The organism is Kribbella sp. NBC_00382, from assembly GCF_036067295.1.
Classification (GTDB): domain Bacteria; phylum Actinomycetota; class Actinomycetes; order Propionibacteriales; family Kribbellaceae; genus Kribbella.
In genome coordinates this window covers 7,930,693-7,943,837 of record NZ_CP107954.1, presented here as the reverse complement: position 1 = coordinate 7,943,837, position 13,145 = coordinate 7,930,693, and the positions used below count along the sequence as shown (strand labels likewise).

Here is a 13,145-nt window from a genome sequence, read left to right as displayed (position 1 = left end):
CGGGCCCGTGCGGGTGTTGGAACAAGGAGACGCGCGCGAGATCCGGACGTTCTTGCAAACTGTCGGCGGCCGGACGTAGCATCCCTAGATGTAGTAGTTACACCCCTGTAAGTCATCCACAGGTAGTGGTTGGTTACTCACAGGTCATCCACAAGTTGTCCCCAGCTGATCCACAGATTCATCCCCAGGCAGGGGGTGAACGCTCACGGGAGGAGTGGTCCGCCATGCACTGTCCTTACTGCCGGCACGTGGACTCCCGGGTGGTCGACAGCCGGGTCGCCGAGGACGGCGGAGCGATCCGCCGCCGGCGGCAGTGCCCGGTCTGCGAGAAGCGGTTCACCACCGTCGAGCAGATGCAGCTCACGGTCGTGAAGCGCTCCGGCGCCACCGAACCGTTCAGCCGGGAGAAAGTGATCAGAGGAGTCGGCAAGGCCTGCAAGGGCCGGCCCGTCACCGTGGACGCCCTGGCCCGGCTGGGCCAGCAGGTCGAGGACACGTTGAAGGGCAGTGGCTCGCCGGAGGTGCCGGCCAACGAGGTCGGCCTGGCCATCCTCGGGCCGCTGCGGGAGCTGGACGAGGTCGCGTACCTGCGGTTCGCCAGCGTCTACCGGCAGTTCGAGTCGGCCGACGACTTCGAGACGGAGATCGCGTTGCTCCGGGCCGAGAAGGAGCCCGAGGGCACCGAGCCGTCGATACAGACATAAATCGGGGAATCAGCAGTACCGGCACCACCAGCGGTAGCAGAGCACCATCAACGGGGCGGTCCCGACAGACCGCGACATTGAACAGGCGAGGAGCCAACATGACAGAGACGGTGACCGGCCATTCGGGGTCGACCAAGAGGTCGACGGCCGGGTTCCGCAGGGCCAAGAACGCGCCCGCGGGACTCACCATCGATCGCATCTTCACCACCGAGGGTGTGCACCCGTACGACGACGTGACGTGGGAGCGCCGCGACGTCGTACAGCAGAACTGGAAGACCGGCGAGACCGTCTTCGAGCAGCGCGGGGTCGAGTTCCCCGACTACTGGAGCGTGAACGCCTCCACCATCGTCACCACCAAGTACTTCCGGGGCGCCGTCGGCCACGACAACCGGGAGTGGAGCCTCAAGCAGCTGCTCGACCGCGTCGTGAAGACCTACCGCAAGGCCGGTGAGGACTACGGCTACTTCGCCACCCCGGCCGACGCCGAGGTGTTCGAGCACGAGCTCACCTGGATGCTGCTGCACCAGTACTTCAGCTTCAACTCGCCGGTCTGGTTCAACGTCGGGACCACCTCCCCGCAGCAGGTGTCGGCCTGCTTCATCCTCGCCGTCGACGACTCGATGGACTCGATCCTGAACTGGTACAAGGAAGAGGGGCTGATCTTCAAGGGCGGCTCCGGCGCCGGCCTGAACCTGTCCCGGATCCGTTCGTCGAAGGAGCTGCTGCAGTCCTCCGGCGGTACCGCCTCCGGCCCGGTCAGCTTCATGCGCGGCGCCGACGCGTCGGCAGGGACGATCAAGTCCGGTGGCGCCACCCGTCGCGCGGCCAAGATGGTCGTGCTGGACGTCGACCACCCCGACATCGAGGAGTTCGTCGAGACCAAGATGCGCGAGGAGGACAAGATCCGCGTCCTCCGCGACGCCGGGTACGACATGGACCTCGGCGGCCGCGACATCACCTCGGTGCAGTACCAGAACGCGAACAACTCGGTCCGGGTGACCGACGAGTTCATGCGCGCGGTCGAGGAGAAGGGCGAGTTCGGCCTGCGGGCGCGGATCGACAACTCGATCATCGAGACCGTCGACGCGCGCGAGCTGTTCGACAAGATCAGCCACGCCGCGTGGGCGTGCGCCGACCCGGGCATCCAGTACGACGACACCATCAACGACTGGCACACCACTCCCGAGACGGGCCGGATCACCGCGTCCAACCCCTGCTCGGAGTACATGCACCTGGACAACTCGTCCTGCAACCTGGCGTCGCTGAACCTGCTGAAGTTCCTCAAGGACGACGACACCTTCGACTCGGCCAACTTCGTCAAGGCCGTCGAGCTGATCATCACCGCGATGGACATCTCGATCTGCTTCGCCGACTTCCCGACCGAGGCGATCGGCGACACCACCCGCGCGTACCGGCAGCTCGGCATCGGCTACGCCAACCTCGGCGCGCTGCTGATGGCGACCGGGCACGCCTACGACTCCGACGGTGGTCGCGCACTGGCGGGCGCTATCACCTCGCTGATGACCGGTACGTCGTACAAGCGCTCCGCCGAGCTGGCCGGCATCGTCGGCCCGTACGACGGCTTCGAGCGCAACAAGGACGCGCACACCCGGGTGATGCGCAAGCACGCCGCGGCCAACGACGCGATCCGTACCGTGCACGAGATCGACGCCGACGTGCAGAAGCACGCCACGGCCGCCTGGGACGGCGTGCTGAAGATCGGCGCGAAGAACGGCTGGCGCAACGCGCAGGCCTCGGTGCTCGCGCCGACCGGCACGATCGGCTTCATGATGGACTGCGACACGACCGGGATCGAGCCGGACTTCTCGCTGGTCAAGTTCAAGAAGCTGGTCGGCGGCGGCTCGATGCAGATCGTCAACCAGACGGTGCCGCGGGCGCTGCGTCAGTACGGCTACACCGAGGAGACGATCGAGGCGATCGTCGAGTTCATCTCGGAGAACGGCCACGTCGTCGACGCACCCGGCCTGAAGACCGAGCACTACTCGATCTTCGACACCGCGATGGGCGAGCGCGCGATCAAGCCGATGGGACACGTCCGGATGATGGCGGCGGCCCAGCCGTTCCTGTCCGGCGCGATCTCGAAGACGGTCAACCTGCCGGAGACGGCGACGGTCGAGGAGATCGCCGACGTCTACTTCCAGGGCTGGAAGCTCGGCCTGAAGGCGCTGGCCGTCTACCGCGACAACTGCAAGGTCGGCCAGCCGCTGTCGGACTCCAAGTCCGCCAAGGCCAGCGCCGCCGCCGACGCTGCCGCGGCCGAGCCGGTGGTCGAGAAGATCGTCGAGTACCGGCCGATCCGCAAGCGTCTGCCGAAGTCCCGTCCGTCGCGCACCACGTCCTTCAGCGTCGGCGGCGCCGAGGGTTACATGACGGCCGGCTCGTACCCCGACGACGGTCTGGGCGAGGTCTTCCTGAAGATGGGCAAGCAGGGCTCGACCCTGGCCGGTGTGATGGACGCCTTCTCGATCGCGATCTCGATCGCCCTGCAGCACGGGGTTCCGCTGGAGACGTACGTCCAGAAGTTCACCAACCTGAAGTTCGAGCCGGCCGGTCTGACCGACGACCCGGACGTCCGGATGGCGCAGTCGATCATGGACTACATCTTCCGCCGGCTGGCGCTGGACCACCTGTCCTTCGACGACCGCTCGGCCCTCGGCATCTACTCCGCCGAGGAGCGCTCCCGCCAGCTCGACACCGGCTCCTACGAGCCGACCCCGGTCGAGGTGTCGGAGCCCGAGTCGCTGAAGTCCGTCGAGGGCCTGGCGGAGGTCGAGGCCGCCACCGAAAAGGTCGAGCTCCACGACGCTTCGATCGACGCCGCGGCAGCCAAGCCGGCCTCCTCCGAGGTCCGCACGACCGCCGAGATGTTCGAACTCATCACCGGCACCTCGGTAGACGCCCCCTTGTGCTTCACCTGCGGCACAAAGATGCGCCCCTCCGGCTCCTGCTACGTCTGCGAAGGCTGCGGCTCCACCTCGGGTTGCAGCTGACCCTCTGATGTCAGCTCTTGGCTGACCCCTCGTTGATAGCGCCACGGCCCCCGGGAACTTCCCACATCCCCCGGGGGCCGCAGCGCGTCTGGTGGCAGGTAGTGAACAGGTTCCGGTTCTGGCCAGTGGATTATGTCCGTTCGGGGCCGCTGGGTGCCTAGGATCGCGATTCGATCAAGACCGTCGTCCTCAGGAGCCGCCTCGATGTCCACAACTCTTCGACGTACCTCGGCCGCGCTCGGCGCCGCCGGGGTGCTGGTCGCATCAGCGCTGACCGCTGCGCCGGCGTACGCCAACACGATGGCCAATTGCTACGCCCATCAGTCCAAGGAGCTGACGAATTCGCGGCTCAGCGCGGCGGTCTACTGCACCGATGGCGAATGGCTCGGCGTGCACGACGACCAGGCCGACGGCTACAGCGCTCGCGCTGCCATTCAGCTCTATCAGAGCCAGGTCGGCTTCTGGTACGACGCCCACGAGTGCTTCGACGACACCACGGTCGCCGACTACCAGGGCTGGTCGTTCTGCAACTTCTCCGTCACCGACGGAACCCTGGTCCGCATCCGCCTCTGGTCGTCGAAGAACGGCGTGGAGTCGTACTCGGTCGTCACCGGCTCCTTCACCACCTGATCCGGCGGCCAGGCAAGCCGTAGCCGGTCAGTGGCCGAATCGGTCGCTGTCGGCTGCGGTCTTGCCAGTGCCATCCAGGGCTGACAAGGCGACCAGCTCGTCCGGCGTGAGCTCGAAGTCGAAGATGGCGAGGTTCTGCTCAAGGCGTTCGCGGTTCGCGGACTTGGGGACCGGTACTACGTCCTGCTGCGTCTCCCAGCGGAGTACGACCTGGCCGGGCGTCTTCTCGTGAGCCTTGGCGACTGCTGTGACCGCGGGGTGGTCCAGGAGGTCGGTGCCCTTGCCTAGGGGGCTCCAGGCCTCGGTGACGATGTTGTGGGTCGCGTGGAACTCCCGCTCCGACTCCTTGGTCCACATCGGGCTCAGCTGGACCTGGTTGACCTCGGGGGCGACGCCGGTCTCGTCGATCAGGCGTTGGAGGTGGGTCGGCTTGAAGTTCGACGTACCGATGGCTTTCACCAGCCCGGCCTCGCGCAGCTCGATCAGCCCGCGCCAGGCGTCGACGTACTGGTCCTGGTCCGGGTTCGGCCAATGGATCAGCAGCAGGTCCAGGTAGTCGAGTCCGAGCTTCTCCGCACTCGCCTCGAACGCGGTCCGCGCCCCCGCCACGCTGTGCCACCGCTTGTTGAACTTGGAGGTGACGAACAGGTCCTCCCGGGCGATCCCGGACGCCTTCAAAGCCCGTCCGATGCCGACCTCGTTGCGATAGTTCTCAGCGGTGTCGACCAGTCGGTACCCGACCTCGAGACCCTGTACGACGGCGCGCTCGGCATCGGCGTCGTTCATCGGAGAGGTCCCCAGCCCGATCCGCGGCAGCCCTGCTCCGTTGCTCAGAGTGACAGTTGGAACGCTGATCATCGATCCTCCAGACGAGCCGCCGACATCCTGCCGATCACCGTATCCACCGGGCCGGCAACCCCTTTCCCCGGGCCCTGGAGCGGGCGGTCCAGGCGGGCGAGACTGAGAGCCGAGACGCGGGCAGCGGATTGTCGGTGGGCTGGGTCATCATGGGTTCGGCGGGACCGGAAAGCACGTGAGGGGTGGGCGGATGAAGAACAGACTGATCACGCTGGTGGACCTCGGCCTGGACAGCTCCTTCGACGCCTCGATGACGTTCGTCCAGGGCATCACGAGCAATATCAACGCCGGCTGGAACAGCCCGGTGATCGACGTGAACTTCGTCCGGACCCGCGACCACGAGACGGCCTTCTCCGCGCTCACCACCCCGTCGACGGTCCTGCACGTGATGGCACACGGTGACCACAGCGACGAGCCGTCGTTCCTCTCCACCGACGGCCAGACCCAGGTCTCATTGACCGCTCTGGCCGACTGGTTCCTGGACCGCTCCTGGGGCATCGCCAGCGGCGTAGTTATCGCCGACGGCTGCAAAACGGGCATCGGCAAATGGCAACGCGCCATCCGCGACTGCCTCCAGGACGACATCACCTACATCGGCACCAGCACAGTGATCGGCTGGTACGAAGCCACCGTCTTCTGCTCCGCCTTCTACGGCGCACTGATCCGCAACCGAGGACTGGGCAAAAGCCCCGCCGAACAAGGCTGGGACGCCGCCAACCGAGCCATCAGCGCCTACGAAACCCTCACCGACGCCCGCTGCCCCTACAAACCAGTCCTCCTAACCCCCAGCCGCCGAGCCCTCCGCTCCCTAGCCGGCTGACCCCACGCAACACCCAGTACTAGCCGCCGCCGACCCGATCACGGACTACGCGGGTGCACCTCCTACCCGGTACGCCGCTTGTCGTCGCGGCACCCAGCGATCGAGCGCGGACTACGCGGGTAGCCCCACCCGGTACGCCGCTTGCCGTCGCGGCACCCAGTACGCGGGCACCGACGCCATTGGTGACAGCAGAGGCGGCCGACGAATCCATCCGCGGTGCTGACGCTGCTCTCAGGGAGCGGAGCAAGCTTGCCTACCGGGAGTGCGGGGCGTCAGCCTCGCTGGAGTGGGTCGCGGGTGGTGGTCGGCTGGTGGCGGTGACCGCCGGGGCCGTCAGTGCGGTTTAGTTGGGTGGCGCCGGGGCGAGTTAGTTGGGTGGCGCCGGGGCGAGCTTGCCCCGTGAGGGCCGCTCGGATGGCTTGATCTGAGTCAGCTGTTGACGCCGACCGACTTGAATCCCCAGCCAGGGGCAGATTAGGCGCGTTACGGCTTGGTTCGGCGGCGGGGTACGGCTGCGTGTGAACGCCGTAATGCTCCCGGATGCGGCTGGTTGCAGCGTCGGCAGCCCGAATGGATTCGTCGGCCGCGTCTACGGAGCCAGACGACGGATCGTCCCAGCCCTCGTGCGCCATCGCATTGATCAGTTCTGCACGTGCAGCCTGTTGGTGCTGGTTGTCTGCCGGTACTACGTCCGCCAACTGACCCCGCACGATCGCATCGGCCAGCAGCTGCCACCGCTCGTTGGCAGGCCGATCCGTCATCGCAGCAAGCAGCCGCCGGTGCTCATCCGAGCCGGCGTCAATGGCTGAGCCGGCCTCGGCAGCCTGGCCGGTGCCGGTGCCGGTGCCGCTGGTTGCGGCGGCTGTCCGGGCACGGATGGCGAACTCTGTCAGCCGTTCGACTCCGTCGGAGGGTGCGCTCACAGAGTCGACCCTAGACAGCGCGAGGGTCGAGGGTTCGGGCGCGCGGAAGGGAGGCCGCTCGGCAGGTCACCGCAGGGCAGGTCGCCCCGTGGGTGGGCGACACGCTTCACGTGGCTACGGTGTGTGATGCATGGCAGACTCTTTGTGGCTCTGGTGATGTGAGGTGATCAGCGCGGGGGTGAAAGGCGCGTAGCCGTGGCGAGACTCGGGTACCTCCGGCATTTCGGTCAAGGCAATCCGCTCAAGCAAGGCGATCCTCGATGACGTCTACTCAGCGAGCTCTGTTGACGGCTGCTCTTGTGGTTGCGGCTTCCTCTGTTCTTGGGATGATCCTGGACCTGCCGGGCTGGCTGGCCGCGCTGTTTTCGACGCTGGTGCTGATCGGCATGGCGATGGTGTGGAAGCAGGAGAGGCCGGCACCTGTCGCGGCTCCCGCTCCACCCGCCCCGAAACCGGTGGATCGCGAACCTGTCTTCACCGCGCCGCCCACCCGTACGGTCGCTGGAATCCGGCTCCCGTCGGCGTCGCCCGACTACCACTTCCAGTTCTCCGCGATCGTTCAGTGGTCGCCGGTGATGACCGGTCTGCGGCATGCGGATCTCGGCGCTGTCGCCGTCGATGCCTTGCTCAGCAGGGCGAAGGCGCTGACGGCAAGCCAGCAGCCGACCGAGGAAGCGTTGAACCAGCACCGTCTCGCGTCGTTGCTCGGCGACCCGGACATCGACGAGAAAGGCCAGGTCCGTACCTGGGCCACCGAGGTACGGCTCAAGCTGTCCGACGCCGACCTCAAGCACCTCCAGAACATCACCGCCCTTCAGCGTCGTGCGCAGACGCTGCTCCTGGAACGTCAACTGGAGCAGGACAAACGCGCCTATCTCCGCGACGACGTGTTGGCCACGCCGGGCTCGGCCGTCGTCTGGTGGCTGGCGAACAATCCGGGCGAGGTCGCCCAGTGCGTGGACCTGTTGGGCACGCTCACCCGGCTGTCCGCGGCAGCCAACGACGTCCCGATCGAGGCGCTCGAGCATCACTGGGACAGCGAGCAGAGCCCGCTGGCGCTCGTAGTACCGGAATTGTCCGGGCATCGCGATCAGCCGGCCGAGCAGGCCGATGATCAGGGCGATCAGCCTTCTGGCCAAGGCTGATCCGTCTAGTCGGTAGGACCGGCGCCGGAACAGGGGAGACGCCGGCCCTACCGAGCTCATCAGTCGTCCATCCATCGGATCTCCGTGGCTCCCTCGTGCCCGTGGATGGTCAGCAGGGCGTCGATTCCGTCCTGCCACACGGTGGTGGTCGGATACCGGCCACCCCAATGCAGGGTGACGGTGCCGTCGGACCACTCCACGCCTTCGGCGACGACACCGATGCCGCTCACACCTGAGACGTCGGTATGCCGGTACAGGTGGAAGCGCCGCGGCCCGGCCGCCGCGGCAACCTTCAAATGTCTTCGTGGCGGCGGTGGCCGGAGCATCGTCGCGGGTCTGCCGCTGATCTCGTCCATAGCGACAGTCAACGCTCCCCGGTACCGCCCCACCATGAACTGAAGCTGTATCCACAGGTCACCGAAGGTGCACCCACGAGCTCACTCGATCGACGTAATCTGATTGCACAGAGTGATCGAGAAAAAGCTGGGAGGAGCGGGGCCGATGACAGTCATCGACCGTTGGACGGGCCGGCACGCACGCGCCTTACAGGCGGCGATGCGGCTGACCAGCGAGGCATTCGCCGAACACCTGGGCATCTCGCCGCGCACCGTGGCCAAATGGCGCAAGCGCCCCGAGATGGTGCCAAGCGCCCAACTCCAAGAGGCACTCGACACCTCCCTCCACCTAGCCTCACCAGAAGCAAAGACCAGATTCGCCGCGACAATCGGCCATCAAACGGACGCGCCAGTTGGTTTGGATGAAGCAGCCGTCGACCAGTTGAACGCGATGCTCAGTGAACTCACGCGCGTGCTGGCGAGGCTCCGACCTACCGTCGCGGCCGTCGCCGGACCTCGCGAGGGGACCGCTGATCAGGATGAAGCAAGATAACGGATTGCGATTTCTTAGCCTTCGAAGGGAAGACAAATTCAGCTTTGCTCAATAGGGTGAGCCCGTGGGTTTCTCTGTGAAGCTGGCGCCAGGCGTCAGAATAAGAGCGTCCAGCAGAGGATTGCGGACAAGTGTCGGGCCTCGTGCCGCGCGTGTGCATTTTGGCGCCGGCGGAACCGGAATTTCCTCCGGAGCCGGCCCCGTGGGCTTCTACACCTCACTCGGGGGCAGTTCGCGCCCGAGGCAACGGGCATCCTCAGGATCAGCCACGCGCAGCCTTGCTCTGGCCGCGAAGATCGAACAGGGCAAGGAGTTGGCCGCAGCGCTTCAGCAGGTCCTCGAGCTACATCGACCCGACTTCCCGCCTGCGCAGCGTCCACTTGCTCCGCCACCAGCGGGTGTCGATGCCGCCGCGACGCTAAAGCGGCATCAGCGGGCAGCATTAGCTGGAATCGGATTATTCAATCGATCCGCCCGTGCCGACGCCAAGCGGACAGCCCAAGCCTCAGCCGAGATGGAGATCGCGGCCGCCGTCGACGCCAATCAATGGGCCGCCTACGCGTATCAGACTGAACTCGACAGCCTTTGGCAACGGCTCCTGAACAACGACCCGGAAATTGTGGTGGGTACGTTGGGAGAAGCTTTCGAAGACAATGAAGCTGCCGCGGCGCCCGTCGGAGTGTCCGGAACAGAGGCATCTGTGGTGGTCCTGGTTCCGTCCCCGAGCGCGGTTCCCGAACGCAAACCAGCCCTTACTCCAGCGGGCAATCTCACCTTGAAGAAGCTGACGAAGCGTGAGCTCGCCGACTTCTACAAGCTGATGGTCTGCGGTTATGTGCTGGTCACCGTCAAGGAGGCACTAGCCGTCGCTCCTGGTCTCACGCACGTACGCGTCGTCGCGATCCGGACCATGGGATCTGATGCGTACGGGCGGCTGAATGTGGAGGCGGTGCTCGCCGGGCGCTTCGCGAGGCAGGCATTGGTCGGCGTTCAGTGGTCGACTGCGAGTGCGACCACCATCGTGAACGACGCGAGCGACGAACTGCTCCTTCGGCAAACTGGGGCGAGCAAGGAACTGACGGGCCTGGATCTGTACTCCAATCCCGACATCGCAAGTCTGATCAACGCGGTGGATCTGACAGATCTCACCAGCTGACTCGAGCCGTCGGGCGTACTGTCGTCTGCCGAGATCTGAAGGGACAGAGTGGATGAGGCGACGGCCGGTGAACTCGGCGAGTGTGAAGTCGGTGGGGTATGACGTGGCCAGTGGGACGCTCGAGTTGGAGTATGTGAACGGCAGCACTTATCAGTACTACGAAGTGCCGCAGCCGACGTACGCCGCTCTGCTCGCCGCCCCCAGCATCGGCAACTACGTCAACACCCAGATCAAGCCGTACTTCGATTTCGCCGAGGTCTGAGCCCGTCGCCTCCGGGCCCGGCTACATCGGCAGGATCTCGAAGATCTCCACGGCGAAACGGCCCTTGCCCTCGGACAGGAACGGGTGCCCGTCCAGCAGGGACCGGGCTGCGTCCAGACTGTCGGCCTCGACGATCGTGTAGCCGTTCTGGTCGCTCGGTTCGGCGGCCGAGCCGTCGTCGCGCACCGAGGCCTTCGGGGCCAGCGGGTTGCCCTGGTCGACGATGGCCGAGGCGGCCTTGCCCATCCACTCGGTCCACAACTTCATCTGCTGCTCGCCCTGCTCCGGGGTGAAGTCCTCCATCGGCGTGGCCGGACCGCGGTACAGGTACAGGTACTTGCTCATGGTGCTTCCCTTCTTTTCCGGCAGCACTGCCCTGCCGGCGGAACGCCCGTGGTGAGCGTGTACTTGGCTGACGAGTGACCGGCGCCGGAATCGACAGCGGCCGCCGACGTTTTCGCTGTGTCACTGAAGGGCACCAGAGGGTGGATCCACGGGGGTGTGCTCTTGCCAGGAGGTGGACATGCGCACTCGTAGAGCCTCTACGACTGGTTCTCGCGTCATCACGATCGTTGTGATCGTGTGGTTGTTGATCGGTCTCGCCGCGGCCGCTCAGCGAAGTTACTTCAAGAACGACAACGCCAGCTGCGCGAAGGTCGGCACGATCGTCGTCACGATCCTCGCCGGCCCGTTGAACTACATCGGTGCCAATCCGAAGATCGACTGCGACGCACCACAACCGTCCCGCTGACCTAGGCCGCGGCTGCGGATGCTTCGGCATCCGCAGCCGCGCTGTCCGCGTCCCCCGTCCGCGCCACGCCCGGCTAGGCTCCGAAGCAACCGACTGGGGAGGCGACGGCGTTGGCAGACGTGCTGTGGGACGAGATCGGCAATGACCTGGAAGAGTTCAAGGTTCCAGGCGTCAGCTGGGCGGTGATCGACGGCGGCGAGATCGTCGACCAAGGCAGTGCCGGCGTCATGGAGGCCGGTCGCGACGATCCGGTCACCGACGACACCCTGTTCCAGGCGTGTTCGATCAGCAAGCCGGTAGCCGTCCTCGCGATGCTCCGGCTGGTCGAGCGCGGTGTGCTCGACCTCGACGAGGACGTCAATCAACGGCTCACGTCCTGGCAGGTTCCGCCGACCGGCGAGTGGCGCCCGATCGTCACCTTGCGACAGTTGGCGAGCCACAGCGCAGGCCTGACGGTGCCCGGATTCCCGGGTTATCCACAAGGCGCTGAGTTGCCGACCGCAGTACAGATCCTGGACGGAGTACGCCCGGCGAACACCTTCGGGGTCCACGTGGACCTCGTCCCGGGCACGCAGTTCCGGTATTCCGGCGGCGGTACCGTCGTCCTGCAGCAACTCCTCGAAGACGTGACCGGTACGCCGTTCCGCCAGCTGCTGCGGGAACTCGTCCTGGACCCGCTGGGCATGTCGAGTAGCGACTACGCCCAGCCGCTCCCCGAGGAGCTCCATCACCGTGCCGCGACGGCTCACGACGAGTTCGGACGCCCGGTACCTGACCGATGGCACTCGTATCCCGAATTGGCCGCCGCCGGGCTCTGGACCACTCCGAGTGATCTCGCCGCCTTCGCACACGGCGTACGCGATGCGTATCTGGGCGCACCAGGAGCACTCATCTCGCAGGAGCGGGCACGGGAGCTGCTCACACCGCAGATCACCATCGGCGATCCGTGGGACGCGATGGAGGCACTCGGGCTCGGGGCGTTCCTGGGCGATGGCGGTAGACGTTTTGGGCACGGCGGATCGAACAAGGGCTTCAAGTGCTACCTGGTCGCGTACCGGGACACGGGCCAGGGCGCAGCCGTCATGACGAATGGGGACAGCGGCAGCTACCTGGTGGACAGAGCGATCGCACGGATCGCGGCCGCGTACGGGTGGGAGGGCTACCCGGCGGAGGTCAGTGAGCGGAGTGAGGTCAGCGACGAGGAGCTCCAAGCCGTCGCGGGGACGTACCGCTTGGGAGGCAAGCTGTCGCTGGAGGTCACCGTGGCAGACGGCGGACTCGAGGCGGTGTTCGGGCGACAGCCGGCGCTGAGGTTCGCTTCGCGAGGGGACGGCCGGTACGCCGCACGCTGGCTGGGCAGCGAGTTGCGGCTGACTGACGGCCGGCTGATCTTCGTCCAAGAGGGCGAGGAGATCGAGTGCTCACGGGTGGGCTGAGCGACCGGGAATAGGTTCGTGGGGGAGTGGGTTACACCTGATGTCGTTCAGTGCAAGACCCCCGGGCCTCACACTTAGCCGCTACGAGCGGCCACTCGCCGAGAGGCGTCTACTGGACGATGCAGTGCTCGAACGGGTGGGAGTCGGTACGCCGGCTTCCACCCGTTCGCTGTCTCCGGCTTGAACGGGTGCGGCATCATGGAGGTGTGGCTCGCGGAGACGCGGGTGACTGGTGTGACGAGTGGGACGGCGCTGGGTGGGCCGGAGAGGCTTTGCAAGGGTTCGGCCAAGGTCCGGCCCCCGATTTGCATCTTCACCGTGAATCTCAGTAATGTTCTTCTTGTTGGAGCGAGTGCGGGACGCGAAAGCGGCCGGTCGCTCCGAACTCCCCGAAGCTCTTAGTAGCTGAGACACGCCTCTGGCGGGTGTTCAGCCGCTGAGTCACGGAGAGACTGGGACGAAAGAGGCCGATTTGACCGGCCGCGGACGAAACAGTAATGTTTGGCGGGTTGCCCCGGAGCTGAACTTGGAAGAGTGAAGCGCGGTGTGCGTCCGATTCTT

At 65.9% G+C, this 13,145-nt stretch carries 14 protein-coding genes; 10 read left to right on the top strand and 4 right to left on the bottom strand.

Going from position 1 to position 13,145, the window contains the following annotated elements; genetic code table 11:
- Positions 1–224: 224 nt before the first annotated feature.
- The 3 genes from nrdR to OHA70_RS37245 all read left to right on the top strand — a co-directional run bounded on the left by nrdR (position 225) and on the right by OHA70_RS37245 (position 4,345).
- Positions 225–704 (top strand): transcriptional regulator NrdR, encoded by a 480-nt coding sequence (gene nrdR / locus OHA70_RS37255; protein ID WP_328326125.1) that lies wholly within the window; start codon positions 225–227, stop codon positions 702–704.
- Positions 705–802: 98 nt separating this feature from the next.
- On the top strand, positions 803–3,715 hold the full coding sequence (locus tag OHA70_RS37250; protein ID WP_328326123.1) for a vitamin B12-dependent ribonucleotide reductase: 2,913 nt from the start codon (positions 803–805) through the stop codon (positions 3,713–3,715).
- 204 nt (positions 3,716–3,919) lie between these two features.
- The gene (locus tag OHA70_RS37245) at positions 3,920–4,345 is read left to right on the top strand and encodes a hypothetical protein (protein ID WP_328326121.1); all 426 of its coding nucleotides are present in this window, start codon (positions 3,920–3,922) and stop codon (positions 4,343–4,345) included.
- 27 nt (positions 4,346–4,372) lie between these two features.
- On the opposite strand, the gene OHA70_RS37240 is transcribed toward OHA70_RS37245, so the two are convergent.
- The gene (locus OHA70_RS37240; RefSeq protein ID WP_328326119.1) at positions 4,373–5,203 is read right to left on the bottom strand and encodes an aldo/keto reductase; all 831 of its coding nucleotides are present in this window, start codon (positions 5,201–5,203) and stop codon (positions 4,373–4,375) included.
- Between the two features lie 190 nt (positions 5,204–5,393).
- Between OHA70_RS37240 and OHA70_RS37235 the strand changes: the two genes are divergently transcribed.
- The gene (locus OHA70_RS37235; RefSeq protein WP_328326117.1) at positions 5,394–6,023 is read left to right on the top strand and encodes a hypothetical protein; all 630 of its coding nucleotides are present in this window, start codon (positions 5,394–5,396) and stop codon (positions 6,021–6,023) included.
- Positions 6,024–6,295: 272 nt separating this feature from the next.
- Here OHA70_RS37235 and OHA70_RS37230 read toward each other — a convergent pair whose 3' ends face one another.
- On the bottom strand, positions 6,296–6,946 hold the full coding sequence (locus OHA70_RS37230; RefSeq protein ID WP_328326115.1) for a hypothetical protein: 651 nt from the start codon (positions 6,944–6,946) through the stop codon (positions 6,296–6,298).
- A 326-nt stretch (positions 6,947–7,272) separates the two neighbouring features.
- Between OHA70_RS37230 and OHA70_RS37225 the strand changes: the two genes are divergently transcribed.
- Positions 7,273–8,091 carry a hypothetical protein gene (locus tag OHA70_RS37225; protein ID WP_328326113.1) on the top strand — a complete coding sequence of 273 codons (819 nt, stop codon included), beginning with the start codon at positions 7,273–7,275 and terminating at the stop codon, positions 8,089–8,091.
- Positions 8,092–8,150: 59 nt separating this feature from the next.
- Here OHA70_RS37225 and OHA70_RS37220 read toward each other — a convergent pair whose 3' ends face one another.
- Positions 8,151–8,447, bottom strand: a complete 297-nt coding sequence (locus tag OHA70_RS37220; protein WP_328326111.1) for a hypothetical protein — start codon at positions 8,445–8,447, stop codon at positions 8,151–8,153.
- Positions 8,448–8,592: 145 nt separating this feature from the next.
- Between OHA70_RS37220 and OHA70_RS37215 the strand changes: the two genes are divergently transcribed.
- The 3 genes from OHA70_RS37215 to OHA70_RS37205 all read left to right on the top strand — a co-directional run bounded on the left by OHA70_RS37215 (position 8,593) and on the right by OHA70_RS37205 (position 10,397).
- Complete coding sequence (locus tag OHA70_RS37215) at positions 8,593–8,979, top strand: helix-turn-helix domain-containing protein (RefSeq protein WP_328326109.1); 387 nt, start codon at positions 8,593–8,595, stop codon at positions 8,977–8,979.
- Positions 8,980–9,181: 202 nt separating this feature from the next.
- Positions 9,182–10,135 (top strand): hypothetical protein, encoded by a 954-nt coding sequence (locus tag OHA70_RS37210; RefSeq protein ID WP_328326107.1) that lies wholly within the window; start codon positions 9,182–9,184, stop codon positions 10,133–10,135.
- A 52-nt stretch (positions 10,136–10,187) separates the two neighbouring features.
- Positions 10,188–10,397, top strand: coding sequence for a KTSC domain-containing protein (locus OHA70_RS37205; protein ID WP_328326104.1), 210 nt, complete (start codon positions 10,188–10,190; stop codon positions 10,395–10,397).
- Positions 10,398–10,418: 21 nt separating this feature from the next.
- Here OHA70_RS37205 and OHA70_RS37200 read toward each other — a convergent pair whose 3' ends face one another.
- Positions 10,419–10,742 (bottom strand): hypothetical protein, encoded by a 324-nt coding sequence (locus OHA70_RS37200; RefSeq protein WP_328326102.1) that lies wholly within the window; start codon positions 10,740–10,742, stop codon positions 10,419–10,421.
- A gap of 178 nt (positions 10,743–10,920) precedes the next feature.
- Between OHA70_RS37200 and OHA70_RS37195 the strand changes: the two genes are divergently transcribed.
- Both OHA70_RS37195 and OHA70_RS37190 read left to right on the top strand, forming a co-directional pair.
- Complete coding sequence (locus OHA70_RS37195) at positions 10,921–11,148, top strand: hypothetical protein (protein WP_328326100.1); 228 nt, start codon at positions 10,921–10,923, stop codon at positions 11,146–11,148.
- 119 nt (positions 11,149–11,267) lie between these two features.
- Complete coding sequence (locus OHA70_RS37190; protein WP_328335288.1) at positions 11,268–12,584, top strand: serine hydrolase domain-containing protein; 1,317 nt, start codon at positions 11,268–11,270, stop codon at positions 12,582–12,584.
- Positions 12,585–13,145: the final 561 nt, after the last annotated feature.

Coding starts and splice junctions, on each gene's coding strand:
- OHA70_RS37245 (WP_328326121.1), top strand. CDS start 3,920: ATGTCCACAACTCTTCGACGTACCTCGGCCGCGCTCGGCGCCGCCGGG.
- OHA70_RS37235 (WP_328326117.1), top strand. CDS start 5,394: ATGAAGAACAGACTGATCACGCTGGTGGACCTCGGCCTGGACAGCTCC.
- OHA70_RS37200 (WP_328326102.1), bottom strand. CDS start 10,742: ATGAGCAAGTACCTGTACCTGTACCGCGGTCCGGCCACGCCGATGGAG.
- nrdR (WP_328326125.1), top strand. CDS start 225: ATGCACTGTCCTTACTGCCGGCACGTGGACTCCCGGGTGGTCGACAGC.
- OHA70_RS37220 (WP_328326111.1), bottom strand. CDS start 8,447: ATGGACGAGATCAGCGGCAGACCCGCGACGATGCTCCGGCCACCGCCG.
- OHA70_RS37215 (WP_328326109.1), top strand. CDS start 8,593: ATGACAGTCATCGACCGTTGGACGGGCCGGCACGCACGCGCCTTACAG.
- OHA70_RS37250 (WP_328326123.1), top strand. CDS start 803: ATGACAGAGACGGTGACCGGCCATTCGGGGTCGACCAAGAGGTCGACG.
- OHA70_RS37240 (WP_328326119.1), bottom strand. CDS start 5,203: ATGATCAGCGTTCCAACTGTCACTCTGAGCAACGGAGCAGGGCTGCCG.
- OHA70_RS37225 (WP_328326113.1), top strand. CDS start 7,273: ATGATCCTGGACCTGCCGGGCTGGCTGGCCGCGCTGTTTTCGACGCTG.
- OHA70_RS37195 (WP_328326100.1), top strand. CDS start 10,921: ATGCGCACTCGTAGAGCCTCTACGACTGGTTCTCGCGTCATCACGATC.
- OHA70_RS37205 (WP_328326104.1), top strand. CDS start 10,188: ATGAGGCGACGGCCGGTGAACTCGGCGAGTGTGAAGTCGGTGGGGTAT.